The following is a 25,400-nucleotide window of genomic DNA, read 5'->3' as shown; positions in this document are numbered from 1 at the left end:
GATTTCTAGCGTTTGGTGAATTTGTCGAAACCGGGGGGCATCTGCTGGCCGCCGAGCATGCCGCTGAGGGCGCCGCCCAAACCGCCAGCGCCGCCGCCGCCGCCCATCTTGGCCATCATCGCGGCCATGCCCTTCATGCCGCCCATCTTCCTCAGCTTTTTCATGGCGCTCGCCATGTCGAGCTGCATCTTGATGACCTTGTTGACCTCCTGCACGGTCGTCCCGGCGCCCTTGGCGATGCGAATCTTGCGCTTGGCGGTCAAAATCTCGGGCTTGGCGCGTTCCTTGGGGGTCATCGATCCGATGATCGCCTCCATCCGGCCGAGCACTTTTTCGTCCATGGCGCCGCTGTCCATGGCTTTCTTGGCGGCGCCCATGCCGGGGATCATGCCGGCCAGCGCGCCGAGGCCGCCCATGGCCTTCATCTGGCGCAATTGCCCGCGCAGATCCTCCATGTCGAACTGGCCCTTGGCCAGCTTGGCGGCCATGCGCTCGGCGTCGGCCTGCTCGATGTTGGCGGCGGCGCGCTCGACCAGCCCGACGATGTCGCCCATGCCGAGGATGCGCCCGGCGACGCGCTGTGGATCGAACGCCTCCAGCGCGTCGAGCTTTTCGCCGGTGCCGGCGAACTTGATCGGGCGCTCGGTGACGGCGCGCATCGACAGCGCCGCGCCGCCGCGGGCATCGCCGTCCATGCGGGTCAAAACGATACCCGTCAACGGCACTTCGGCCTTGAACGCCGTCGCGACGTTGACGGCATCCTGGCCGGTCAGCGCATCGACGACGAGCAGGATTTCATCGGGCCTGGTGGCACTGGCGATCGCCGCCATCTCGGCCATCAATGCGGTATCGACGTTCAACCGCCCGGCGGTATCGAGCAGCACGACATCGAAGCCCTGCAACTTGGCGGCCTGGCGCGCGCGTTCGGCGATCTGCACCGGCTGCTGGCCGGCGATGACGGGCAGGGTGGTGACGCCGGTCTGCTCGCCGAGGACGCGCAGCTGCTCCTGCGCCGCCGGCCGGGCGACGTCGAGCGACGCCATCAAGATCTTCTTGCCGCGCTTTTCGGTCAGGAACTTGGCCAGCTTGGCGGTCGTCGTCGTCTTGCCCGAACCCTGGAGGCCGACCATCATGATGACGGCGGGCGGGGTCACGTCGATATTGAGGTCGACCGCCTCGGAGCCGAGCAGCTCGACCAGCGCGTCGTTGACGATCTTGACGACCTGCTGCCCCGGCGTGACCGAGCGCACGACTTCGGCGCCGATGGCACGCTCGGTGACCTGTTCGATGAAGGTCTTGACGACGGACAGCGCGACATCGGCTTCGAGCAGCGCGATCCGCACCTCCCGCATCGCCGCCCGCACGTCGAGTTCCGTCAGCGCACCGCGCCCCCGGAGTTTCTCGAATACGCTGCCAAGGCGATCTGATAGACTGTCGAACAAACCTGCAAACCCTTCCAAACGAAATTACGCCGGCGGACGAAAACTCGTCGGCCGGCGTGCATCCGTGGACGCGCGCCCCCTGTTCGGGGACGGGTGGGCATTAGGGGAGGGGGGTGGAGGAGTCAAGGTTGAGAGTAGTTTGAGCTTGGCAGATCAGGGCCGAGACTCATGGCCACCACATGAATGCGGCGGCGAGGTAGATGTTTCCGAGGAAGTTAGCCGCAAGTTTATCGTAGCGGGTGGCGAGGCGACGGCAGTCTTTGAGGCGGCAGATACTGCGCTCTATGGCGTTGCGTCCCTTGTAAAGGGCCTTGTTGAAGCCGTTTTTCCAGCAGGGGTAGCTCTGGCGGGATGTTGGGAACCGCTCCCTGTTCATCAATCAAGTCGCGGATACGGTTGCTGTCATAGGCTTGGTCGGCGTGGACGATGCAGCGCCGGGGCAAGGTGGTCAGCAGATGCTCGGCGGCGCGGCAGTCTGCAGCCTGTCAGGGCGTCAGCAGGAACGCGAGCGGTCTGCCTTGCCGGTCGGTGACGGCGTAAACCTTGGTGTTGCGACCGCCCCGGCTGACGCCGATCGCCTGGACGTGCGCCCCCTTTTCCGCCCGCCGCCGAGTGGTGTGCCTTTACGCGCGTGCTGTCGATCAGCACCGCAGAGGCGGACCACCTTCGGCCGCCAGCGCCTCGAACACCGCACGCCCTTTGCGGCCCAGCGCACATTGCGATTGCAGAGCGTCTCAGGTGACCCGTAGATCGCCGGCGCATCCTTCCATCGACAGTCCGGTTACAGCACATGAACAATGCCGCTGATCACCCGCCGGTCATCGACACGCGGCACACCTCGAGGCTTATTCGGCAACATCGGCTGAAGCCGTGCCCATTGCCCGTCGCTTCACCAAAACTCACCCTACATCTCATGCTCCCAATGCCTTGGAAAACTTGAATCATAACTCAGCCCAGATGTAAATTCTATTTAACACTCACAATTTGTTCTCATGAAAATCTAGCGACAAAGAGTACAATGACCGTGTACGTTGCAAGACCAAGCGCGAGTATGGGAAGTTGAAACTGATAGTTAAAGGCATGACCGGTTTGATCCCGCACCCGATTAAATAGGTCAGGCCATGTATATGAGACGAAGTCGCCCTGCGACATTATGTTAAGAAGGCGACCCTCCGCGTTAACCACCGGAACGTGACGAAAACGTTCATTGGACATCTGTCGCACCCAGACCAGAACCTCGTCCTCTTCGTGGGCAATCTTAAGGTCACTGGTCATAATACTACCAAGCGAAGTCGTTTCAGAGTTAAGGCCTTTTGCAAGAAGACGCCTCATCAAGTCACGTTCTGTGACGATACCTATCGGACGTTCCTCCTGATCAACAATTACTACGGCTCCATAGTTCTTCTCTGACATAATCGCGATCGCGCGCGCGGCCATGGTATCTGGTGGGAACTTCAGTACCGGGGCCTTGGATTTATACTCCGGACGCTCGCCAATCTTTTGCACAATATATCCCTCGTTCGACTGCCGTATTACCAGAAATGCTATACTCGTTGGCTATACGTATCGGCCTGATGAAAGTTCCCATTTGGAACATGATCTGACCACAGCTCGAGGCTTGTTCGGCGACATCGGCTGAAGCCGTGCCCGATGCCCGTCGCTTAGCCAATGGGAGAGGTCGATCTTGGCTTGCCTGTCGACGATCGACTGACAAATGACGAGAAAGCCGAAAGTGCAAAGCTTCTGCTTGATGAGCTTGGCCACGGCGCCTGCGAAATGTGTGCAACCAAAAGCTGAGGGGTCGGCGATACTGCGGAAATTCCAATTATATTCCGTCGCGCAATCAAGATCTCGCAAAGATCTTTTCGGGCCGAAGCCCGATCCAGAATAATCGAAGCGCAGAAACCCTAAACGCTTCCCCGTCGCTATAAACGCTGGGCTTCCTGATCGATAAGTCAGCCGGGCAGGAGACGGCCACCTTGCCCAGTGTGTATCTAAGACACTACATTTCCGGTCAAGAGATCGAAATGTTGTGCGAGATAAAGAAAGAACCCACCCGGAAAATATTCCAACTCGCTGTCGGGGCGCTGATGGGCGCCCTCATGCCCGCCCTTCAGAGCATGACTAAATTTAACGACTTACATAACTCGATGACATGGGTCGGTTTGATTGCCTTTGCGGTGGCAATTGCTGTGGTTGCGATCGCAGCAGCGTCTTGGTTTTTGTGGAATCGTCGTACAATTGCTGCTTCCATAAGGATTAAAGCTATTCGTCAACGAACACAGTTGCCCGTTCGACGAACTTAAGCACGCCCCCAAAGCTGGTCATGAACGCAAGGCTATGAGCGCTGCCGATAATCTCGCGAGCGCCGCAGCGCATATCATCTACTGATCTGCACTGCGGCGCTGGCAAGACTACTACGCGCTTTCCCTCAGAACCGCGTCCGAACCGTAACCCCATACGTGCGTGGCTCGGCGAGGAAGCTCGAGAAGAGCTGGTTGCCGACGCCGCCGAACTTCTGGACCTGCTGGCTCGAACCGGCGCCCTGGAACGGGGTGTTGAATGCGACCTGCTGGTATTCGACGTCGAAGACGTTCTGGCCCCACAGCTCGACGGCCCAGCGGTCGTTCGGCCCGCGCAGGCCGATCCGCGCGTTGACGGTGACGAAGCCTTCCTGTGCCTTTTCGATGAACAGGTCGGAGCCGGTGTTATATTCCGACGTGAGGCGGCTATCGACATAGACAAGCCCGCTGAGGCCGGTGTCGCCGATGTCGGGCGTCCACGCCGCCGATGCCGTCACGACATGCTCGGGAGCGTTCGACATGCGGTTGCCCGGCAGCAGGAACAGGGCCGGATCGAGCGCCTGGCCGCTGGTGGTGCCGACGAGGTTCTTGCCGTACTTGGTGTGAGCATAGGTATAGCCGAGGCTGACGTTGATATCGCGCGAGGGGCGCAGCGTCGCTTCGATTTCGACACCCTGGGTGATGACGCCGGGCTGGACCTTGCTCGAGCAGCTGCCGGTGACGGCGCTGTTGTCGCTGTCGGCGCCGTTCAGGCTTGTCGAGCAGGAGTTGATGTTCTGCACGACGAAGACGGTGCCGTTGAAGGTGTTGAGCTGGAAGCTCTGGAACTCGCTGCGGAAACCGGCGACGTTAAGGGTGAAGCCGCCCTTGCGGAACTTGGCGCCGACTTCGAAGCTGTCGACGGTTTCAGGCTCGAAGCGCAGGCCTGCCGCATCGGCATTCGAGCGCGGGAACAGGGCACTGCCGAGATCCGAACGATCGAGGTTGAAACCGCCGGCCTTGTAGCCCTTGGCATAGCTTGCATACAGGAGCAGTTCGTCGATCGGCTTCCACGACAGGACGCCGGTGCCGGTCCACTGGCTTTCCGAAAAGCGCGTGTTCAGGTCGAGCGCGTTGAGTGCGACGCTGCTGTTGCCGGTGCACGACAAAGTGATGATGCCGCCGGCCAGCGCCGCGAGGCCGGGGTTGGCGAGCAATGGCCCGAGGGCGGCCTGCTGCGCCGGGCAGACGGTGTTGTTGTTGTTGAACTCGGCGTCGAAGATCTTGCGCTCCTTGGTGTAGCGCGCGCCGACGGTCAGGCTGAGCCGGTCGGTGACCTTGAAGATGTTGTGGGTGAAGAAGGCGTAGTTCTGGCTGTCCTGGTTATAGACCGAGCGCTGGTCGCCCAGATTGTTGAGCGTGCTCAGGCGGTTGAGCCCGGCGATGATCGGCGCGGCGCCGGCACCGAGCGCACCGTTGAGAGCAGCAATGCCGGTCGGGCTGAGGCAGCCGGGCGCCGCCGGGTTGCGGAGCGCCGCCGCCGGGTTGACGTTGGCGACGACGCGACACGAGGCGAAGGCGCCGTACTGGGTGCCGAACTTGGCGTTGTCCACCAGCTGCAGCTTTTCGCGGCTGTAGAAGCCGCCGACGAGCCAGTCGAGGCGATCGTCGAAGACCGAGCCCTGCAGGCGGACTTCCTGGGTGAAGGTGCGGAAGCGGCGATAACTGTTGCCGTCATCGGCGCGATAGGTGATGTCGACGTTGGTGTAATCGATGTCCGAAGCACCGCCGGCCTTGTATTCGCGATAGGCGGTGATCGAGGTCAGCTTGGCAGCGCCAAGGTCCCAGTCGAGCTGCGCCGAGCCGCCCCAGTCAGTGGTCGTGTTGCGATAACTGCGGTTCGGCGAGACGGCGACGCGGCGGCTGTAGGGGTCGCCGGGGAAGACATTACCGAGACTGGTCAGGATGTTGACGATACGGTTGGTCGGCGACACGGCGATGTCACCGGGCTGGCCGGGGGTCGGGTCGAAGACTTCACGCGTCGAGACATAGACCGCGGCACAGCAGTTTTCGTCGCGCTTGGTATAGTCACCGATCAGGCGCAGGCTGACGTCGGACGACGGCGTGAACAGCAGCTGGCCACGGACGAAATAACGATCGCGATCGTTGATCTTGTTGCCCGAAATGACGTCGGTGTAGAAACCGTCGCGCTTGTTGAAGACGCCGTCGATGCGGGCCGCCAGCTTGTCGGCAATGATCGGCCCGGTGATGCCGCCGGCGATGCGGATGTTGTTGTAATTGCCATAGGTCGCCTCGGCGTTGCCACCGATATCGAATGACGGCGCCGCGGTGATGATGTTGATCAGGCCGGCCGAGGCGTTGCGCCCGAACAGCGTGCCCTGCGGGCCGCGCAGCACTTCGATGCGGTCGATTTCGCCAAGTTCGTTGAGGCCGGCGCCGGTACGCGAGCGATAGACGCCATCGATGAACACTGCGACCGAGGATTCAAGGCCGGGGTTGTCGCCGACGGTGCCGATGCCGCGGATGCGGGCGCTGCCATTGGCTTCGTTGCCGGTCGACGAGACGAGCAGCGACGGGGCGAGCTGGTTGAGGGCGCGAATGTCGTTGGCGCCGGAATTCTGCAGCGACTGCTGGCTGACGGCGGAAACCGCGATCGGCACGTTCGACAGCGTCGTGTTGCGGCGGGTCGCGGTGACGATGATCTCGCCGCTGCCGTCATCGACGGGCGACTGGGCGACTTCGGCAGGAGCGGTGAGCGATGGCGCGACGCCGGCGGGATCAGCGGCGGGAGGGGCGGCATCCTGGGCAAAGGCAGGAGCAACGGCAGTCACGGCAAACAGGCAGGCAGACGCCAGCAACACAGTCTTCATGATACATCCCAAGGTTCGTTTTTTATCGAACGAGCGGGCTAGGGGAGGCAACGCCAACGGGCAACCCCAACGCGGCGACGCTGCGGGCAAACGGCGAAGTTTGACTGCAGCGTGGCATTTATATCACGATAATCGTTACGGTTTCGATAACGTTACGCTTTTACGTCATCGCGGAACTGGGCGCGTTTCGGCCCGAGATAACCGAACAGGAACGCGCCGACCTTGCGCATCTGGATCTCTTCGGAGCCCTCGGTAATGCGATAGCGGCGGTGATGACGATAGATATGCTCGAACGGCTTGTGGCGCGAATATCCGATGCCGCCATGGACTTGCATGGCACGGTCGGCGGCCTCGCAAACCAGCCGGTTCGCCCAGTAATTGCACATCGAGACCTTGTCCGATATTTCGCGCTCGATCGCCTTGTGCTCCATGTTGTCCATCTGCCACGCCGTCTTGCGGATCAGCAGGCGCAGCATCTCGATTTGGGTCGCCAGCTCGACCAGCGGCCACTGGATCGCCTGGTTGTCGGACAACGGCTTGCCGAACGGCCGGCGGGTGCGGGCATATTTGACCGATTCCTCGACACAGTAGTGCGCCGCGCCGAGCGAGGACGCCGCCTGGCGGATGCGGTTCTGATGGACGAACGACTGGCCGATGCCCAACCCGCGGTCGATCTGCCCCCAGAAGGCATCATGCGGCACCCAGACGTTGGTGTAGCTGACGCGCGGATGGTCGGTGGGCATGTTGAACGTCCACAGATATTCCTCGACCACCACGCCGGGCGTCGTCGCCGGCACGATGAAGCAGGTGATCCCGGTGGCGTCGCCGTCCTTGCCGCTGGTCCGCGCGAACACCATCGCGTGGGTCGCGACGTGCATCCCGGTCGACCACATCTTCTCGCCGTTGATCAGCCAGCCTTCGACGCCGTCGCGCGTTTCGGGAACCGCCACCGTCTCCATGAATGTCGCGTCGGAGCCATGGTTGGGCTCGGTCAGGCCGAACACCGTCCGCATCGCGCCCGACATGACCGCCTCGCCGTCGCGGGCGTATTGCTCGGGGGTGGCAAACTCCTTGAACAACAGGATGAAGGGGTTGTTGCCGACGATCGAATGCTCGTTCTGGAGATCGTTGTGGAGCCCGAGCCCCCGCGCCGCCAGATGCTCGCGGATGACCGCCATCGCCAAATTGCTGCCGCCCTTGCCGCCCATGCTTTCGGGCCAGGCAAAGCGCAGGTGCCCGGCCTTGTCGGCTACAGCGCGGGCCTCACCGAGCAGCGCTTCCCATTCATGCTTGGGCAGACCGCCCGCATCCCAGTCGGTGCGCTCATATTCGCGGCGGTGATCGAAGAACCGGATATTGTCGTCCTTGTTCTCCAGCGGCTTGATCTCGGCTTCGATGAAGGCGTCGAGTTCAGCCAGATAGGCGACAAGTTCGGGTGGCAGGTCGAAATTCATGGGCCATGATCCTCAGGTTTCGAGGATCATATTGCGCAGGCGGTAACGCGGCGCGACTGACGAACCGGCTAGCTAAGTGTTTTCCAGCCGGATGCCTTCATCCGGGGCCCAAGAAAACACGGCCAACGCAAACTTTAATTACCCACTAGGGCCGCGCCGAAGTCCGCCGCTTCGAACGGTCGCAGGTCGTCCATGCCCTCGCCGACACCGATGGCGTGGATCGGCAGGTTGAACTTTTCCGCCGCCGCCACCAGCACGCCGCCGCGCGCCGAGCCGTCGAGCTTGGTCATCACCAGCCCGGTGATCTTGGCCACGTCGCGGAACACCTCGATCTGGTTGAGCGCGTTCTGGCCGGTCGTCGCATCGAGTACCAGCACCGTGTCGTGCGGCGCCGCCGGCGACAGTTTCTGGATGACCCGCCGCATTTTCGCCAGCTCGTCCATCAGCCCGGCCTTGTTCTGCAGCCGCCCGGCAGTGTCGATGATCAGCACATCGGTGCCAGCCTCACGCGCCGCCTTGACTGCCTCGAAGGCCAGCCCCGGCGCATCGGCCCCCTGTTCGCCCGACACCACCGGAACGCCGATCCGCTCGGCCCAGATCTTCAACTGCGCAATTGCCGCCGCGCGAAACGTATCGCCCGCCGCCAGCATCACGGTATAATCCTGCTCGGTGAACCGCCGCGCCAGCTTGGCGATCGTCGTCGTCTTGCCGCTGCCGTTGACGCCGACAACCAGGATCACATGCGGCCGCGGAAACGCCGTCACCGCCAGCGGCTTCGCCACCGCTGCCATCACCGCGGTCACCTCGGCCGCCACCGCTGCCTTCAACCCCGGTGCGTCGATGCCCCTGGCGAACTTGGCGTCGGCCAGCCGCGCCCGGATCCGCCCCGCCACCGCCGGGCCCAGGTCGGCACCGATCAACGCCTCCTCGATCTCGTCGAGCCGCGCGTCATCGAGCGGCACATTCCCCGTTGCCAGCCCGGCCAGGCTGTCGCCCAGCTTCGCCGTCGACCGCGTCAGGCCGGTCTTCAGCCGATCGAGCCAGCTCATGCAAAATGCTCCAGGTCGATGCTGCCGGTAAATGCCAGCGTCGCCGGCCCGGCCATCAGCATATGGCCGTCGTCGCCGCGCGTGATGACCAGTTCGCCGCCGGGCAGCGACACCGTCACCTGCGCATCGGCTAGTCCGCGTCGCTGCGCCACGGCCACTGCCGCCACCGCCCCGGTCCCGCACGCCCGCGTCAACCCGGTGCCGCGCTCCCACACCCGCAGCACCATCCGCGACCGCGACGACAGCGCCGCGACCCCCACATTCACGCGCTCGGGAAAGATCGGATCATGCTCGATCAGCGGCCCGAGCACATCGAGCGGCACCGCATACGGATCGCCCACGATAAACACCACATGCGGATTGCCGACGTTCGCTGCGCCGGGGTTCTCCAGCTCCTCCCACGCCAGCGGCAACGACAGCGTATCCATCGCATAGGCCAGCGGGATCGCATCCCAGCCAAATTGCGGTACGCCCATATCGACCACCGCACCGCTCGCATCGGCGCTCGCCGCCAGCACGCCGCCGCCGGTTTCGATCGTCGCTTCGCCGCCGAGCAGCGCCGCCACTGCACGGCTGCCATTGCCGCACGCCGGGGACATGCTGCCGTCGGGATTCCAGAACGTCGCCCGCACGGTGGCGACTTCGCTCGGCTCGACGACGATCAACTGGTCGCAGCCGATCCCCGTCCGCCGGTCGGCCAGCGCCATCGCCAAAGCCGGCGTCATCGCCAGCGGCGACTCGCGCGAATCGAACACGATGAAGTCGTTGCCGAGGCCGTGCATCTTCAGGAAAGGGCGTTGGGACATGCCGTGCATCTAGGGGGCACGCGGTTATCAGTCGAGGATGAATTCGCCCTCGATGACGGTGCGCGCGCTGCCCGACAATACCACCTGTTCGCCGTCCAGCCGGCATCCAACCCGCCCGCCGCGCGCGCTCGCCTGATACGCGCTGAAAGCGTCCCGCCCCAGCCGCCGCGCCCAGTAACTCGTGATGATCGCGTGGGCCGATCCCGTCACGCTGTCCTCGTCGACGCCGGCTTCGGGAACGAACACCCGGCTGACGACATCGGCCCCGCTGGCATCCCCCGCGCCCGGCGCCGTGGCGATCAACTGCAGATCGCGCCCGGTAAACAAGGCGATGATCGCGCGAAAATCCGGATCGAGCGCCCGCACCTCGGCAGCGCTGCCGAACACCGCGACCCGGTAATCGCTGCCCCGTCCCCAGACCTCATCCGGCACCGCGCCCAATGCCGCGCCGATCGCAGCCAGCGCGCTGCCGGTGATCGCATCCGCCGCCGGCCATGACGGCAGCGCCATTTCATACCCCGAAGCGCCGCGCCCGACCGTCAGCACGCCCGCCTTGTTGGTCGAAAACCGCACTTTTTCCATCCCGGCCACTGACGACAGCACCAGATGCCCGGCCGCCAGTGTCGCATGACCGCAAAGTGCGACCTCGACCCCCGGCGTGAACCAGCGCAGGTCGAAATCGGCCGTTTCCGGGTCGGCGCACGGCACGATGAACGCCGTCTCCGCCAGGTTATTCTCCTGCGCGATCGCCTGCAGAATCGCATCGGGCAACCAGCCCGCCAGCGGCATTACCGCCGCGGGATTGCCGCCGAATGGCGCATCGGCAAAGGCGTCGATCTGGGTAAAAGGAATGCGCATCAGCCTCGCTCGAAAGACTTGGGGGGCAGGGGGTCGATATGGCCGCGCGGATCGATATGGATGAAGAACTCGGCGTCGGCAAAAACGCTGTGCAACTGTGCCTCGACGCTGTCGACGATATCATGGGCTACCTGCACCGTCAGCAGCGGATCGAGCCAGATGTGGAACTGGATGAAATCGGTGACGCCGCTCGACCGGGTGCGCAGATTATGGACGCTCTCCACCCCGGGCACCGCCAGTGCGATCGCCGCCAGCCGGGCGCTTTTCTCGGGCGGCCATTCGCGGTCCATCAGCATGTCGATCGCCTCGCGCGCCGACGTCAGCGCGCTCCACGCGATCCACAGCGAAATGATGATGCCCAGCACCGCATCGGCGCCGTGGATGCCGAGATAGATATCGAGCACCAGCGCCGCGATCACCGTCAGGTTGAGCAGCAGGTCGCTTTGGTAATGCAGCGAATCCGTCGCGATGGCGATCGACCCGGTCTGCTTGACGACGTGCCGTTGCCAGGCGATCAGCGCCATCGTCAGCGCGATCGCCGCCACCGAAACCCCGATGCCGACCTGCGGCGCGCGCGGCAATTCGGTCTGCCCCATCGCCAGTATGGCGCGCCACATGATCACCGCGGCGCTGCCGACGATCAAAAGCGTCTGCATCAACGCGGCGATCGCCTCGGCCTTGCCATGGCCGAACTTGTGGTCGTCGTCGGCCGGCTGCGACGCCAGTCCGACCGCGAACAGCGTCAGCAACGAAGCGAACAGGTCGAGCGCCGTATCGGCCAGGCTGCCGAGCATCGAGACGCTGCCCGTCGCCCAGGCCGCCCACGCCTTCAGCCCGAGCAGCAACACGGCGGACGCGCTCGACGCCAGTGCCGCCGATTGCACGAGGCGCGCGCGCCTGTCGGTCATGGATACAGGAGACCGGTCGTCCAGCCATCGCCGCTGCGCGTGAACACCAGCCGCTCGTGAAGCCGGTTGTCGCGGTCCTGCCAGAACTCGATCTTTTCCGGCACGATCCGCCACCCTGACCAGCGCGGCGGACGCGGCACATCCTGGCCCTCGAAGCGCGCGCGCACATCGCCGAGCCGCGCCTCGAAGGTCGCCCGGTCGGGCAGCGCCTGCGACTGGAGCGAGGCCCAGGCGCCCGCTTGCGAATCGCGCGGCCGGCTGGCGAAATACGCATCGGCCTCTTCGCCCGCAACAGGCTCGGCGCGCCCATCGACGCGCACCTGCCGCCGCTGCGACTTCCAGTGAAAATCCATGTGCACGAACGGGTTGGCGGCAAGTTCGCGTCCCTTGCGGCTGTCGAGGTTCGAGTAGAACACGAACCCGCGCGCATCCCAGGCCTTGCACAGCACGACGCGCACCGAGGGCCGTCCCTCCGGTGTCGCCGTCGCCAGTGCGAATGCGTTGGCGTCGTTGGGCTCGCTGGCGCCGGCCTCGGCAAACCAGGCTGCGAATGTGGCAAACGGATCGATCATCCATTCGCCGTAACGCGCCGACGCCGCGATGTCACCCGCAGGCTATTTGCTCTTGGCGCCTTTCTTGCCGAGCTCCGACTGCGCCGCCGACGACTTGCGCGGGTTGCTCTCGCCCTCCTTGGCCGCCTTGGCGTTGGCTTTCTTGGCGGTCTCGCTACCCTTGCCCTTTTTCTCGGCCATCTTGCGCACTCCTTTCCCCGACAACTCAGGCGACAACACTGGACCGTGCCGCAGGTTCCGCTGGCCTGATTGACCAGCGACATGTCAGACCCAGCGAGCCCCGAAGCCGCCGGGCCCGGTCAAAGCGGCTAGCTTTTATGACCCCCGTCGCCTAATCATGACACTATCGCGACGCTCCTTCGCAAGGCCTAGAAAAACCCAATGGTTTCCACAGTTTCGCCGCCCCCTGCGGGCGCACCCGATATCCAGCCGATCTCGATCGTTACCGAGATGCGGACGAGCTTCCTCGATTACGCCATGTCGGTCATCGTCGCGCGCGCACTTCCCGATGTGCGCGACGGCTTGAAGCCCGTTCACCGCCGTATCCTGTGGGGGGCCCACGAAAGCGGGTTCACCGCCAACAAGGCGTATCGCAAGTCGGCGCGTATCGTCGGTGACGTCATGGGTAAATATCATCCCCACGGCGACAGCTCGATCTACGACGCCCTCGCCCGGATGACCCAGGACTGGTCGCTGCGGCTGCCGCTGATCGACGGCCAGGGCAATTTCGGCTCGATGGATCCCGATGCCCCGGCCGCGATGCGCTACACCGAAGCCCGGCTGGCCAAGTCGGCCGAAGCGCTGCTCGCCGACATCGACAAGGACACCGTCGACTTCAATGCCAACTACGACGGCTCGGAGCATGAGCCCGCCGTCCTGCCGGCGCGCTTCCCGAACCTCCTCGTCAACGGCGCGTCGGGCATCGCGGTCGGCATGGCGACCAACATCCCGCCGCACAATCTCGGCGAAGTCATCGACGCCGTCCGCGCCTGGCTCGACGACCAGACCATCAGCCTCGACGACTTGATGAAGCATCTGCCGGCGCCCGATTTCCCCACCGGCGCGCTGATCGTCGGCACCACCGGCCTGCGCACCGCGTATGAAACCGGCCGCGGCACCATCATCATCCGCTCGCGCTACATCGTGGAGGAGGGCAGGGGCGACAAGCGCTCGCTCGTGCTCACCGAGATCCCGTTCCAGCAGGGCAAGAACGCGCTCGTCGAAAAGATCGCCGAAGCCGTCAAGGACAAGCGCGTCGAGGGCGTCTCCGACCTGCGTGACGAATCCAACCGCGAAGGCGTGCGGATCGTCATGGAACTGAAGCGCGACGCCACCCCCGAGGTCGTGCTCAACCAGGTCTATCGCCACACCCCGGCGCAGCAGACCTTCAGCATCAACATGCTCGCCATCCGCGGCGGCCGGCCCGAACTCATGGGCCTGCGCGACATCATCCAGGCGTTCGTGCAGTTCCGCGAGGAGGTCATCACCCGGCGCTCCAAGTTCGAACTCGCCAAGGCCCGCGAGCGCGCGCACCTGTTGATCGGCCTCGTAATCGCCGTCGCCAACCTCGACGAAGTCGTCCGCATCATCCGCGGTTCGGCCAGCCCCGCCGAGGCGCGCGAAACGCTCATGGCGCGCGACTGGGACGCCGCCGACATCCGGCCGTACCTCGCCCTTGTCGAAGCCGGCGAGATCGATGCCGATGCCGACACCATCCGGCTCAGCGAAGCCCAGGTTCGCGCCATCCTCGAACTGCGCCTGTCGAAGCTGACGGCGCTCGGCCGCGAGGAGATCGGCGACGAACTGAAGGAGCTCGCCGGCGTCATCGGCGGGTTGCTCGAGATACTCGGCGACCGCGTCAAGCTCTACGCCGTGCTGCGGTCCGAAATCGAGGCCGTCAGCGACCAGTTTTCGACCAAGCGCCGCTCCGAGATCGTCGCCGCCGGTGACGATGTCGATGACGAGGATTTGATCGAACGCGAGGACATGGTCGTCACCGTGACGCATTCCGGCTGGATCAAGCGCGTCGCATTGAACGAATACCGGGCGCAAAAGCGCGGCGGCAAGGGCCGTTCGGGCATGTCGACGAAGGACGAGGATGCGGTCACCAATTTGTTCGTGACCAGCACCCACAACCCGGTGCTGTTCTTCTCCAGCGCCGGCAAGGTTTACCGCCAGAAAGTCTGGCGCCTGCCGGTCGGATCACCGCAAGCCAAGGGCCGCAGCCTCAACAATCTCCTGCCACTGGCGACGGGCGAAACCATCACCTCGGTGCTGCCATTGCCCGAGGACGAGGCCGAGTGGGGCCGGTTGCACGTCATGTTCGCGACCGCGCACGGCAGCGTCCGCCGCAACGCCATGGACGCCTTCACCAACGTGCCGACCGCCGGCAAGCTGGCCATCCGCTTCGAGGACGGCGACGAGGACCGGTTGATCGCGGTGGCCTTGTGCGATGTCGCTGACGACGTCTTTCTCGCCGCACATAGCGGCAAGGCGATCCGCTTCGCCGTCGAGGATGTCCGCGAATTCGTCTCGCGCACCTCGACCGGCGTTCGCGGCATGACGCTCGGCAAAGGTGACGAAGTCATCTCGATGTCGATCCTCAAGGCTTTCGCCGCCACCCCACAGGAGCGCGAGGACTATCTCAAGGCCGCTGCATGGAAGGCCGAACCCGGCGAGCGCATCCTGTCCGAAACCCGCATGGCGCAGTTTGCAGCGGCCGAGGAATTCATCCTCACCGTCACCGCCAACGGCTATGGCAAGCGTTCGAGCGCCTTCGAATATCGCCAGTCGGGGCGCGGCGGGCAGGGCATCCGCAACATCGGTGAAACCGACCGCAACGGCAACGTCGTTGCCAGCTTTACGGCGGCTGGCGATGACCAGCTCATGCTCGTCACCGACCAGGCCAAGCTGATCCGCACCTCGGTCGGCCAGGTCGGCATCAAGGGCCGCTCGACGCTCGGCGTCACACTGTTCGATGTCGGCAAGGGCGAACACGTCGTCTCGGCCGCGCTCATCCCCGCCGAGGAAGCCGTCGACGAAATCGTCGGCGTGGCGGACGATGCGCCGGAGGGTTCGGAAGCGCCTGATGCACCGGAAGCGCCGGAAGAGCCCGGCAACGACGACAACAGCTGAACCCACTCTCTCCCCGTCACCCCGGCGAAGGCCGGGGCCCATCTCCGGGTTGTTTAGGAGATGGGCCCCGGCCTTCGCCGGGGTGACGGCTTTGAGGCGACTCTAATCAGCCTTGAACGTCACCAGCCGCCAAAGATAAATCCCGATCATCCCGAACACGACGACGTTCGAAACCGGCCCGGCCCAAACCGCCACCCGGTCATAGTCGCTGCCCAGCATATACCCCGCCGTCATCAACAGCGTCGTCCAGATGAAGCTGCCGATCCCCGACAACAGCAGGAACCGCCCCGGCGGCATATGGGCGATCCCCGCCGGCACCGACACGACCGACCGGATTGCCGGCACCATCCGCCCGAACAGCACCACCGGCCCGCCATGTTTTTCGAACCAGCGCGCGCCCTTGTCGATGTCGCGCGGGTGCAGCGTCAGCCAGCGGCCGTGGCGCTTCGCCAACTGCCGCATCCGGTCGAGCCCGATGGCCCTGCCAAGCGCATACCAGAACCACGCCCCGGCCAGCGAACCCGTCGTCCCGGCGGCGATAACTCCCGGCAAGCTCAAGGTCCCGCGCGCTGCCACATATCCCGCCATCGGCATGAACAGTTCCGACGGGATCGGCGGCAGGATCGTCTCGACGAATGTCAGCAGCAGGATGCCCCAATAGCCGCCGCGCTCGATCATGTCGGTCAGCAACGCGAACATCAGCCGCGCGCCCAATCGGCGCCCTGCCGCTGGTCGAGGCCGCGCCTGACGCCGGTGAAGATCATCAATTGCCCCAAATAATAGCTGTACCAGACGATCAGGCCGTGAACGAAGCCGCCGCCGACAAGGGTGCCGCCCATCCGCATCACCAGGAACGTGTCGGACGCCACGAACAGCAGCGCCCCGGCCGCCGCCCAGCGCCGCGGGAACCGGCTGATCCACGCCGCCGCCGCCATCCCGCACAACAGCACCGAATACAGCATCAAGGCGCCGACCGGCTGTCCCGCCGGCAACACAAGCGTCGGCATCGCCAAGCCGAACCCGATGAGCGCCGCCGCAAATACCTTGTCGCCCAATGTCAGGATACCCCGCCGCAACTGGCTATAGAATGCCATCGCTATCACATGCCCGATGGCAAACGCGCCGGCGCCGACGAAGAACGCGCCGGGGATGTTCAGCAGCACGTCGCCGACAGCCCCCGCCGCCATGATCGCTCCCAGCCATTTCCGGTAGGGCCCGTCGCCCTGGAATGCAGCGATCGCCAGCGCCCCGACCGCCACGCCCTTGAGCGCGACCTCGCCCCCCAGCCCGAGTCGCGCGCCGAGCAGCGGGTACAATATCCCGGCGGTGATCGAGACGATGACCAGCCACCGACCCATTCGGTCGCGAAGGGATTGATCGGCCATTTTGAACGGATCGACGGTATTTTCCATCCGGCTTTACTGGGCATGAATCTTATCGCTTCGCAACCGTCGCAATTCGCTATATGGGGCGAATGGCGCGGGGGACTGCGCGCTCATCATTACGGAGAATCTCAAGATGAAGACTGCTTTGACGCTGGTGGCTGTGGCCAGCCTGGGCCTGCTTGCTGCTTGCGGCGAGAAGGCGGCCGACACCACCACCACCACGACGACGACCGAAGCACCGGCCGTCGACGCGATGGCAACCACCGAAACCGCACCGGCAACTGCTGACGCTGCTGCCGTTGGCGACACCGTCGCTGCCGATGCAACCGTTGCTGCCGATGCAACCGCTGCCGGCGCCACCGCCGTCACCGACGCAGCTGCTGTTGGTGCCGACAAGGCTGCCGATGCCGTCAAGGCCGGCGCCGATGCCGCTGCTGCCGAACTGAAGAAGTAAGCACCGCGAAGGCGATAGCTTAAGGCTTCGCCTTAGTGGCATTGCTGACTTTCTGAATTGAAAGGGTCGGGACCGGAAACGGGTCCGGCCCTTTCTTTTGGCTGTCGTTCAACAGATGTTAAGCGGTGGTTCGCCACGAAAGCACCGTGGATCCGAAACCTTCACCGCACTCGATTGTTGACCTTTCGCAGGCCGATGGCCTAGCCCCGCATCAATATCCTTGGGAGTATCGTCTGATGAAGATCTTCGCGCGCAGTTTCGCCGCCGCCCTTTTGGCGACCGCCACCCTGACCGCCGGCCCGGCAATGGCTCAGAAAAAGCAGGAAGCCCCCAAGCCGCCAAAGCTGACCAAGGGCGTGCAGGCGGCTCTTGCCGCGGCGCAGGCGCTGCAGACCGCGGGCGACAGCGCCGGCGCGCTGGCCAAGGTCGCCGAGGCCGAAGCGGTGCCGTCGCCGACGGCCGACGACACCTATATGATCAACGCGGTTCGCCTCAACTCGGCGGTGCCGCTCAAGGACAACGCCCTGATCGAAAAGGCGCTGACCAACATGCTGGCGACCGGCAAGGTCAAGGCGGAGGACCAGACCAAGTTCCTGCGCACGGTCGGTTCGCTCGCCATGGAGCGCAAGGATTACGCCGCCGCCACGACGGCATTCGAAACCCTTGTCAAGACCGACGCCAGCGACCCCGAGAACGTCGTCGCCCTGTCGGAGCTGTATTGGGCCCAGAAGCAGACCGCCAAGGCCGTCGATTCGCTCAACCAGGCCATCACTGCCAGCAAGACCGCCGGCAAGGTGCCGCCTGAATCCTGGTATCGCCGCCGCCTCGCGATCGCCTATGATGGCAAGCTGGCCGCGCAGGTCCAGCCCGCCGCGCTCGGCCTGGTCGAAGCCTATCCGAACGCTGTCAACTGGCGCGACGCGATCATCATCACCCGCGACAGCTTCCCATCGACCGACGAGCAGGTGGCGCTCGATTTCATGCGTCTCCAGTCGGCAACCGGCTCGCTCAACGGCGAACGCGATTTCGTCGAGTATGCCGACACGGCACTCGGCCGCGGTTTCCCCGGTGAAGCCGATACCGCCATCCGCGAGGGCATCCAGCGTAACATGCTGAGCGCCACCAAGCCGCTCGTGAAGGAGTTGCAGACCAGCGCCCAGGCCAAGTCCAAGACCGACAAGGCGTCGCTGCCGGGCCTCGAAAAGGAGATCAAGGGTAACCCCAAGATCGCCATCAGCACCGGCGACGCCTATTACGGCTATGCAGATTATGCCAAGGCCGCGTCGCTTTACCGGCAGGCAGCGGCGCTGCCGGGCGTCGACGCCGCCACTGCCAATCTGCGCCTCGGCATGGCGTTGGCGCGCTCGGGCGACAAGGCCGGCGCCACCGCCGCCCTGACGCAGGTTACCGGCGGGCCGCGTGAAGCCCTGGCGAAATACTGGCTGGTCCACCTCAACAAGACCGCCTGATCTCCATATCAGGAATGACAGGACGGCGCGGGTGATCCCCGCGCCGTTTTTTCGTTTGCCTTCCCAAAAGCCACCCGCCCGCCTATGAGGGCGCGACTCACCGCCCACCCGGAGTCGCCCACCCCATGGAAATTCGTCTCGGCCTCACTTTCGATGACGTGCTGCTTGTGCCCGCGGCCTCCGCCATCCTGCCGAGCATGGCCGACACTTCGACCCGGGTCACCCGCGGTATCACGCTCAACATTCCCGTCCTGTCGTCGGCGATGGATACCGTCACCGAAGCCGACATGGCGATCGTCATGGCACAGGCCGGCGGCATCGGCGTCCTCCACCGCAATTTGACCGTCGAGGAGCAATCCGACGCCGTCCGCCAGGTCAAGCGCTTTGAAAGCGGCATGGTCGTCAACCCCGTCACCATGACCCCCGACCAGACGCTGGGCGACGCCCGCGCGCTGATGCTCCGCCACAAGATCTCGGGCTTTCCGGTCGTCGAGCGCGATGGGCGTCTTGTCGGCATCGTCACCAACCGCGACATGCGCTTTGCCGAAAACGCCGACCAGCCGATCTCGGAGCTGATGACCCGCGAGAACCTCATCACCGTGCCGCCCGGCACCAACGAGAACGACGCGCGCCGCATCCTCCACACCAACCGCATCGAAAAACTGCTGGTGGTCGACGAGAGCGGCCGCTGCGTCGGGCTGATCACCGTCAAGGACATCGAGCGCGCCGTCACCTATCCCGCTGCCACCAAGGACGCCGCCGGTCGCCTGCGCGTCGCCGCCGCCACCACCGTAGGCGACCTCGGCTTCGAACGCACCCAGGCGCTGCTCGATGCCGAATGCGACCTCATCGTCGTCGACACCGCGCACGGCCATAGCGACCGCGTCGCCGAAGCCGTCGCCCGCATCAAGAAACTCTCGAACTCGGCGCAGGTCATCGCCGGCAATGTCGCCACCGCCGAAGCCGCGCGCGCGCTCATCGGCGCCGGCGCCGATGGCATCAAGGTCGGCATCGGCCCGGGCTCGATCTGCACCACCCGCGTCGTCGCCGGCGTCGGCGTGCCGCAACTCACCGCGATCATCGACACCGCCGAAGCCGCCGCGCGCCTTGGCATCCCGGTCATCGCCGATGGCGGCCTGCGCACCTCGGGCGATGTCGCCAAGGCGCTCGCGGCCGGCGCTGCCGCCGTCATGGTCGGCAGCCTGCTCGCCGGCACCGAGGAAGCCCCTGGCGAAACCTTCCTCTGGCAGGGCCGCACCTATAAAAGCTATCGCGGCATGGGCAGCGTCGCCGCCATGGCACGCGGCTCGGCCGATCGTTATTTCCAGCAGGATATCAAGGACCAGCTCAAGCTCGTCCCTGAAGGCATCGAGGGCCAGGTCCCCTACAAGGGCCCCGCCGCCGCCGTCCTCCACCAGCTGGTCGGCGGGGTGAAGGCGGCGATGGGCTATACCGGATCGGCCAACCTCGACGATTTCCGCAAGCGCGCCGAATTCATCCGCATCACCGGCGCGGGCCTGCGCGAAAGCCATGTCCACGACGTAACCATCACCCGCGAATCCCCCAACTATCCGACAACCGGCGGATGACCCATTATTCGAGTAAAAGACCATGACTCCCGCTGCACGCGTCCAGGCCGCCATCGAATGTCTCGACCAGGCGGTCGCCGCCGCCCGCACCGGCGGCGCCGCCGCGGACACCATTGTCCAGCGTTACTTCACGACGCGCCGCTATGCCGGCTCAAAGGACCGCCGCGCCGTCCGCGACCTGGTTTTCGACGTCATCCGCAGCATCGGCACGGTGCCCGAATCCGGCCGCGCCGCGCTGATCGGCCACGCCCGCGCCAACGCGCCCGAAGTGCTCGAACTGTTCACCGGCACAGCCGATACCGCCGGCCACGCGCCGGCCCTGCTCGTCGAAGGCGAACCCGAGGCCCGGCCATCGCTGGCGCCGGGCTGGCAACTCGACATGCTGCGCACGCGCTTCGGCAAGGGCACCGACAAGGTCGTCGCCGCGCTGCTCGATCGCGCGCCGCTCGACCTGCGCGTCAACACGCTGATGGCCAACCGCGACGAGCTGCTCATCGAGCTTCCCGATCTCGCGCCGACAGCATTGTCGCCGACCGGGCTGCGTGCGCCGACCGGGCTCAACATCGAGACCCTGCCGGCCTTTCACGCCGGCAAGATCGAGGTCCAGGACGAAGGCTCGCAGCTCGCCGCACTCGCGGTCGGCGCGCTGCCCGGCGAAAACATCATCGACCTTTGCGCCGGGGCAGGGGGCAAGACCCTCGCCCTCGCCGCCGCCATGGCCAACGAAGGCCGGCTGGTTGCCGCCGACACCGATCGCGGCCGCTTGTCCGCGATGCCGCAGCGCCTCGCCCGCGCAGGGGTGACGATCACCGACATCCGCATGCTCAACCCGCGCAAGGAGTGGGACGCGCTCAAGGATCTTGCCGGCCTTGCCGATCGCGTGCTCATCGATGCGCCCTGCTCGGGCACCGGCACCTGGCGCCGCAACCCCGAGGCGCGCTGGCGGCTGACCGCCGAACGCCTCGGCAAACTCGAAGGCGAACAGGACCGGCTGCTCTCGCTCGCTGCCCAACTCGTCAAGATCGGCGGCAGCCTGACGTACGTCGTCTGCTCGCTACTGCCGGGCGAGGGCGAAGGCCGCATCAACGCCTTCCTGCTCAAGCACGGCGGCTTCCGCCCGCAGGAATTCAGCATTCCCGGCATGGCCGCGCCGGCACCGACCCTGGTCCTGTCGCCCGCCGAACAGGGCTGCGACGGATTCTTCATCGCACGTCTAGAAAGGGTCTGCTAAACCAGCAGCATATTTGGAGTGCCGAACATGCGTCTTGCGATCCCGTTGATGATGGTACTGGCGTCCGGATCGGCCATGGCCGCTGCCTCGGTCGCCGTTGGCGACGATGTCCTGAAGCCGGTTTCGGTGCGGATGGCCGCACAGGGCAAGGCCGCGCTCGATCGCCGCGACGCCAACGCCGCAATCGACGCCTATGAAGCCGCCCTCGCCAGTGACCCCAAGAATGTCGCGGCGTTCAGCGGCATCGCCCAAGGCTATGAGATGCTCGGCCTGCCGGGCAAGGCGGTCAAATACTACCGCGACGCGCTTGCGCTCAACCCGTCGGACATCGGCGCGCTCGAAGGCCAGGGCAAGGCGCTTATCGCCCGCGGCGCCACCGCCCGCGCGCAGGTCAATCTCGCGCGCATCAAGGCGCTGTGCAAAGCCGAATGCCCCGCCGCCGACCGCCTGCAGACTGCGCTCAACACGCCGGTTCCAGCACCCGCAGCAAAGCCCATAGTCGCCAAGAACTAATCGTCTCTCCCTCCCCCCTGCCGGGAGGGCGACTCGGCCCCAGCCGAGCGGGGTGGGGGTTCACGCTCTACCCCAACCGCGCCGCAGCCCGAGCAAACGCCGCCACCGGCACAGTCTCCGCCCGTTGCTCCGGACTGATCCCCTCCGCCACCATCGCCTCCAGCGCCCCCGGCATTGCTTTCAGGCTCGCGCGCAGCATCTTGCGCCGCTGCCCGAACGCCGCCGCCGTCAGTGCCGACAGTTTCGCCGCAGTCGCCGCAGCCATCGGCACGATCGGCACGAAATGCACCACCGCCGATTCGACCTTCGGCGCCGGCACGAACGCCCGCGGCGGCAACGTGAACGCGATCTTCGCCTGTGTCCGCCACTGCGCCAGCACCGACAGCCGGCCATAAGCGCCATTGCCCGGCGCCGCGACCAGCCGCTCGGCGACTTCACGCTGGAACATCAACGTCAGGCTTGCCCACCACGGCGGCCATTCATCGCCCGACAGCCAGCCGGTCAGCAGCGCCGTGCCGATATTATACGGCAAGTTCGAGACGATATGCGCCCCGCGCCCAGCCAGCGCCGCCGCGTCCACAGTCATCGCATCCGCATCGAGAACCGTCAGCCGACCCTCGGCCGCCTCGGCAAGTTCCGCCAACGCCGGCGCCGTCCGCGAATCGCGCTCCACCGCGACCACCCGAGCCCCGGCCCGCAACAATGCCCGCGTCAGCCCGCCCGGTCCCGGTCCGACCTCATAGACCGTCGCCCCGGCCAAAGGCCCCGGAACCCGCGCAATCCGGTCGAGCAAATTACCATCAAGCAAAAAATTCTGCCCCAACGATTTTTTCGCATTGAGCCCATGCCTGGCGATGACCTCGCGCAAAGGCGGCAGTCGCAACAGCCCCGCCGGCAATTCCTCGCTCAAGCGCTGGCCACGCAAAGCCGCCGCGCCGCGCACATCCCCGCCATGCGGATCGCCTCGATCATTGCCCGCGGGCTGGCAATGCCTTTGCCTGCGATACCGAACGCGGTGCCGTGGTCGGGCGACGTCCGCACGATCGGCAGCCCCAGCGTGACGTTGACGCCATCGTCGAAATGCAGCGTTTTCAGCGGGATCAGCGCCTGGTCGTGATACATGCACAGCGCCGCGTCATACTGTTTGCGCGCTTCGGCATGGAACATCGTGTCGGCCGACAGCGGCCCATGCGCGATGATGTCCTCGGCGATCAATGCCTCGACGGCCGGGCGGATGATGTCGAGATCCTCGCGCCCCAGCGTGCCGCTTTCGCCGGCATGAGGATTAAGCCCGGCCAGCACCAGCCGCGGCCGTTCGATGCCGAAGTCACGAATAAGCCCGCGCGCCGTGATCCGCGCCTTGGCGATGATCAGCTCGGTGGTCAGCAGCCGAGGCACGTCGGCCAGCGCCATGTGCACCGTCACCGGCACCGTGCGCAGCGTCGGTCCCGACAGCATCATGACTGCATTGATCGCCGAAATCCCGCAGCGCTCGGCGACGAATTCGGTCTGCCCCGGATAGTTGAAGCCGATATTATACAGCTGTGACTTCGAAACCGGCCCGGTCACGATGCCGCCGGCGAAGCCGTTGCGCGCCAGCCCGACGGCAATCTCCAGGCTGTCGAGCGCACACCGCGCGCCGGCCAGATTGGGGTCGCCCGGGATGATCTCGCCCGGATCGTCGACCTGCACCAGCGGCAGCGCCTTGCCGAACGCCGCCGCGGCCTCGGTCGGCGCGCCCAGCGTCTTGATCGGCCCGTCCCAGACCGCCTCGATGGCGCGCCGGTCCCCGATCGCAAAGAACGGCGGCAGCTTCTCGCGCACCCGCGCCGCCCAGGCGGCCGCGACGATTTCCGGGCCGATGCCGGCGGGATCGCCGATCGACACCGCCAGCGGCGCCGGCGCCTTCATCAGCGGTAGTCGACGATCGCGTCGCGGCGCAGATCGCGCAGATAACGCCGCGCCCGCATGTTGACCCGCTCGTCGTTCATCTGGGCATAGATCTGGTCGAAATTCGGCGCCTTGGCCTGCGCCGCGGCATCGTCGCGCCCGCACAGCACCAGCACGCGCAGCCCTTCGGCCGCCGAACCGAATGCCGGCGTTGCCTGTCCGATCGAAAGCTGCTGCATGATGCCGGCCAGTGCCGGCGGCAGGTCCTTCAGGCGGATCGCGTCGTTGTTGGCGACCTCGGCGCCCAGCTTGGCAGCGACTTCATCGACCCGGCCGCAGCCACCCATCGCCTGCGTCGCGTCCTGGAATTCCTTCACCTTCGCCTTGGCATCGACTTCGGTGATGCCGGCCTTCAGCGGCAACGACATCTGCTTGAGGCTCAGCACCGCCTCGGCCGGATCGGCGGCCAGCACCTGGCGCTTTTCCAGCAAGGTCATGATCGCGACGCCGCCCGGCACCACGATCGGGTCGGTGACGCTCGCTGCGCCGCCGGCGGGCAGCGTCGTGATGATCGGCGCCACCGCATCGGCCAGCTGTTCGGCGCGTACCCAGCCGAGATCGCCGCCCACACCCGCGGTAGAGGCTTCGGAAAACTGGCGTGCATAGGCGACGAACGAGGCGCCGCCGCGGATCTGCCCGACGATGCGCGCGGCATCGCTCAACACCTGCGCCTGCGTCTCCGGCGTTGCCGACAGGAAGATTTCGCCGACATGGAACTCGTCCTTGCCCTTGGCGGCGTTCAACCGGGCGATGATCGCGTTGACCTCCTCGTCACCGACATTGACCAGCGGCTCGACCTTGCGGCGCAACACGCGGCTCCACGCCAGTTCGCCCCTAATCTGTGCCTTGATCGAAGCCGGCGACGATCCCGACTCGCGCAGGAACTGCTCGAACGCCTCGGGCGAGCGCTTGAAATTCTGCGCCACCCGCGCATACGATCGGTCGACCTCGGATTCAGGGATGCGGATGTCGTTGCTGGCGGCTTCCTGGACCTGCAGCTTTTCGTCGATCAGGTTGCGCAGCACCTGCAGGCGCAGCCGCTGGCGTTCCTCGTCGGCGATCTTGCCGCCATTGGCCGCGATGACCAGCGCCACCCGCTGGTCGATATCGGTATCGGTGATGACGTCGCCGTTGACGATGGCCTGGGCCTTGCGCAGCGTCGGGTCGATCTCGCCGATCACCCGCATTTCCGCCAGGTCGGCCGCGCTGAAGCTCGCACCGGGCACCGCACCGGGGTCGGCGGCCTGCGCCAGCAACGCCGTCGGCGATGCGGAGAACAGCAGGGCCGTACCCAGCAACGGGGCAAGCAACGAACGATTGAACCGCATTCCAGTCTCCAGCTCCGGCGAATATCGGCGCCCGCCGCGGCGCATGGTCTTGTTAGGCGAGTCCCTAGCGCAACCTTGCGGCAA

Annotated in this window: 21 protein-coding genes and 1 pseudogene; 6 read left to right on the top strand and 16 right to left on the bottom strand. The window is 65.4% G+C overall.

From position 1 onward, the window contains the following. Positions 1-5 precede the first annotated feature (5 nt). The 11 genes and pseudogenes from ffh to IEW98_RS05705 all read right to left on the bottom strand — a co-directional run bounded on the left by ffh (position 6) and on the right by IEW98_RS05705 (position 12,442). Entirely contained in the window at positions 6-1,442 is a 1,437-nt protein-coding gene (ffh, locus tag IEW98_RS05755) for a signal recognition particle protein (protein WP_188761978.1), read from the bottom strand. A 166-nt stretch (positions 1,443-1,608) separates the two neighbouring features. Then, a pseudogene (locus IEW98_RS05750) lies at positions 1,609-2,301 on the bottom strand (IS5 family transposase). 131 nt (positions 2,302-2,432) lie between these two features. Beyond that, entirely contained in the window at positions 2,433-2,948 is a 516-nt protein-coding gene (locus IEW98_RS05745) for a CBS domain-containing protein (RefSeq protein WP_188761977.1), read from the bottom strand. Positions 2,949-3,873: 925 nt separating this feature from the next. Further along, positions 3,874-6,615, bottom strand: coding sequence for a TonB-dependent receptor (locus IEW98_RS05740; RefSeq protein WP_188761976.1), 2,742 nt, complete (start codon positions 6,613-6,615; stop codon positions 3,874-3,876). A gap of 152 nt (positions 6,616-6,767) precedes the next feature. Further along, a complete protein-coding gene (locus IEW98_RS05735) occupies positions 6,768-8,069 on the bottom strand; it encodes an acyl-CoA dehydrogenase family protein (protein ID WP_188761975.1) in 1,302 nt (433 codons plus the stop codon). Between the two features lie 134 nt (positions 8,070-8,203). After that, the gene (gene ftsY, locus IEW98_RS05730) at positions 8,204-9,118 is read right to left on the bottom strand and encodes a signal recognition particle-docking protein FtsY (RefSeq protein WP_188761974.1); all 915 of its coding nucleotides are present in this window, start codon (positions 9,116-9,118) and stop codon (positions 8,204-8,206) included. Continuing rightward, on the bottom strand, positions 9,115-9,933 hold the full coding sequence (gene dapF / locus IEW98_RS05725) for a diaminopimelate epimerase (protein ID WP_188761973.1): 819 nt from the start codon (positions 9,931-9,933) through the stop codon (positions 9,115-9,117). The genes ftsY and dapF overlap by 4 nt, the downstream gene beginning before the upstream one ends. An 18-nt stretch (positions 9,934-9,951) precedes the next feature. Further along, positions 9,952-10,782, bottom strand: a complete 831-nt coding sequence (locus tag IEW98_RS05720) for a PhzF family phenazine biosynthesis protein (protein ID WP_188761972.1) — start codon at positions 10,780-10,782, stop codon at positions 9,952-9,954. Then, entirely contained in the window at positions 10,782-11,690 is a 909-nt protein-coding gene (locus tag IEW98_RS05715; protein ID WP_188761971.1) for a cation diffusion facilitator family transporter, read from the bottom strand. The genes IEW98_RS05720 and IEW98_RS05715 overlap by 1 nt, the downstream gene beginning before the upstream one ends. Further along, entirely contained in the window at positions 11,687-12,262 is a 576-nt protein-coding gene (pdxH, locus tag IEW98_RS05710) for a pyridoxamine 5'-phosphate oxidase (RefSeq protein ID WP_188761970.1), read from the bottom strand. Before pdxH ends, IEW98_RS05715 begins: the two co-directional genes overlap by 4 nt. 42 nt (positions 12,263-12,304) lie before the next feature. Beyond that, entirely contained in the window at positions 12,305-12,442 is a 138-nt protein-coding gene (locus IEW98_RS05705) for a hypothetical protein (RefSeq protein ID WP_188761969.1), read from the bottom strand. A gap of 201 nt (positions 12,443-12,643) precedes the next feature. On the opposite strand from IEW98_RS05705, the gene gyrA reads away from it, so the two are divergent. After that, positions 12,644-15,397, top strand: coding sequence for a DNA gyrase subunit A (gene gyrA / locus IEW98_RS05700; RefSeq protein WP_188761968.1), 2,754 nt, complete (start codon positions 12,644-12,646; stop codon positions 15,395-15,397). 102 nt (positions 15,398-15,499) lie between these two features. Here gyrA and IEW98_RS05695 read toward each other — a convergent pair whose 3' ends face one another. Further along, the gene (locus IEW98_RS05695; RefSeq protein ID WP_188761967.1) at positions 15,500-16,096 is read right to left on the bottom strand and encodes a DedA family protein; all 597 of its coding nucleotides are present in this window, start codon (positions 16,094-16,096) and stop codon (positions 15,500-15,502) included. Continuing rightward, positions 16,096-16,782: a lysoplasmalogenase family protein gene (locus IEW98_RS05690; protein ID WP_188761966.1), complete on the bottom strand. Its 687-nt coding sequence runs from the start codon at positions 16,780-16,782 to the stop codon at positions 16,096-16,098. The genes IEW98_RS05695 and IEW98_RS05690 overlap by 1 nt, the downstream gene beginning before the upstream one ends. A 133-nt stretch (positions 16,783-16,915) precedes the next feature. Between IEW98_RS05690 and IEW98_RS05685 the strand changes: the two genes are divergently transcribed. From IEW98_RS05685 to IEW98_RS05665, 5 genes are all read left to right on the top strand, one after another. Then, positions 16,916-17,236, top strand: a complete 321-nt coding sequence (locus tag IEW98_RS05685) for a hypothetical protein (RefSeq protein ID WP_188761965.1) — start codon at positions 16,916-16,918, stop codon at positions 17,234-17,236. A gap of 236 nt (positions 17,237-17,472) precedes the next feature. Continuing rightward, a complete protein-coding gene (locus IEW98_RS05680) occupies positions 17,473-18,705 on the top strand; it encodes a tetratricopeptide repeat protein (protein WP_188761964.1) in 1,233 nt (410 codons plus the stop codon). A 125-nt stretch (positions 18,706-18,830) separates the two neighbouring features. Continuing rightward, positions 18,831-20,294, top strand: coding sequence for an IMP dehydrogenase (guaB, locus tag IEW98_RS05675; protein ID WP_188761963.1), 1,464 nt, complete (start codon positions 18,831-18,833; stop codon positions 20,292-20,294). Between the two features lie 22 nt (positions 20,295-20,316). Continuing rightward, entirely contained in the window at positions 20,317-21,525 is a 1,209-nt protein-coding gene (locus IEW98_RS05670; RefSeq protein ID WP_188761962.1) for an RsmB/NOP family class I SAM-dependent RNA methyltransferase, read from the top strand. A gap of 27 nt (positions 21,526-21,552) precedes the next feature. Next, positions 21,553-22,038, top strand: coding sequence for a tetratricopeptide repeat protein (locus tag IEW98_RS05665; protein ID WP_188761961.1), 486 nt, complete (start codon positions 21,553-21,555; stop codon positions 22,036-22,038). A gap of 67 nt (positions 22,039-22,105) precedes the next feature. Here IEW98_RS05665 and rsmA read toward each other — a convergent pair whose 3' ends face one another. The 3 genes from rsmA to IEW98_RS05650 are packed head-to-tail and all read right to left on the bottom strand — an operon-like array spanning position 22,106 to position 25,316. Beyond that, positions 22,106-22,948 carry a 16S rRNA (adenine(1518)-N(6)/adenine(1519)-N(6))-dimethyltransferase RsmA gene (gene rsmA / locus IEW98_RS05660; RefSeq protein WP_243450569.1) on the bottom strand — a complete coding sequence of 281 codons (843 nt, stop codon included), beginning with the start codon at positions 22,946-22,948 and terminating at the stop codon, positions 22,106-22,108. Next, positions 22,945-23,949: a 4-hydroxythreonine-4-phosphate dehydrogenase PdxA gene (gene pdxA / locus IEW98_RS05655; RefSeq protein ID WP_188761960.1), complete on the bottom strand. Its 1,005-nt coding sequence runs from the start codon at positions 23,947-23,949 to the stop codon at positions 22,945-22,947. Before pdxA ends, rsmA begins: the two co-directional genes overlap by 4 nt. Beyond that, positions 23,949-25,316 carry a SurA N-terminal domain-containing protein gene (locus IEW98_RS05650; RefSeq protein ID WP_188761959.1) on the bottom strand — a complete coding sequence of 456 codons (1,368 nt, stop codon included), beginning with the start codon at positions 25,314-25,316 and terminating at the stop codon, positions 23,949-23,951. The genes pdxA and IEW98_RS05650 overlap by 1 nt, the downstream gene beginning before the upstream one ends. Positions 25,317-25,400 lie beyond the last annotated feature (84 nt).

Source organism: Sandarakinorhabdus glacialis, from assembly GCF_014643455.1.
GTDB lineage: Bacteria > Pseudomonadota > Alphaproteobacteria > Sphingomonadales > Sphingomonadaceae > Sandarakinorhabdus > Sandarakinorhabdus glacialis.
Note: the sequence above shows the minus strand (reverse complement) of the source record. Positions and strands in the feature narration are given on the sequence as shown.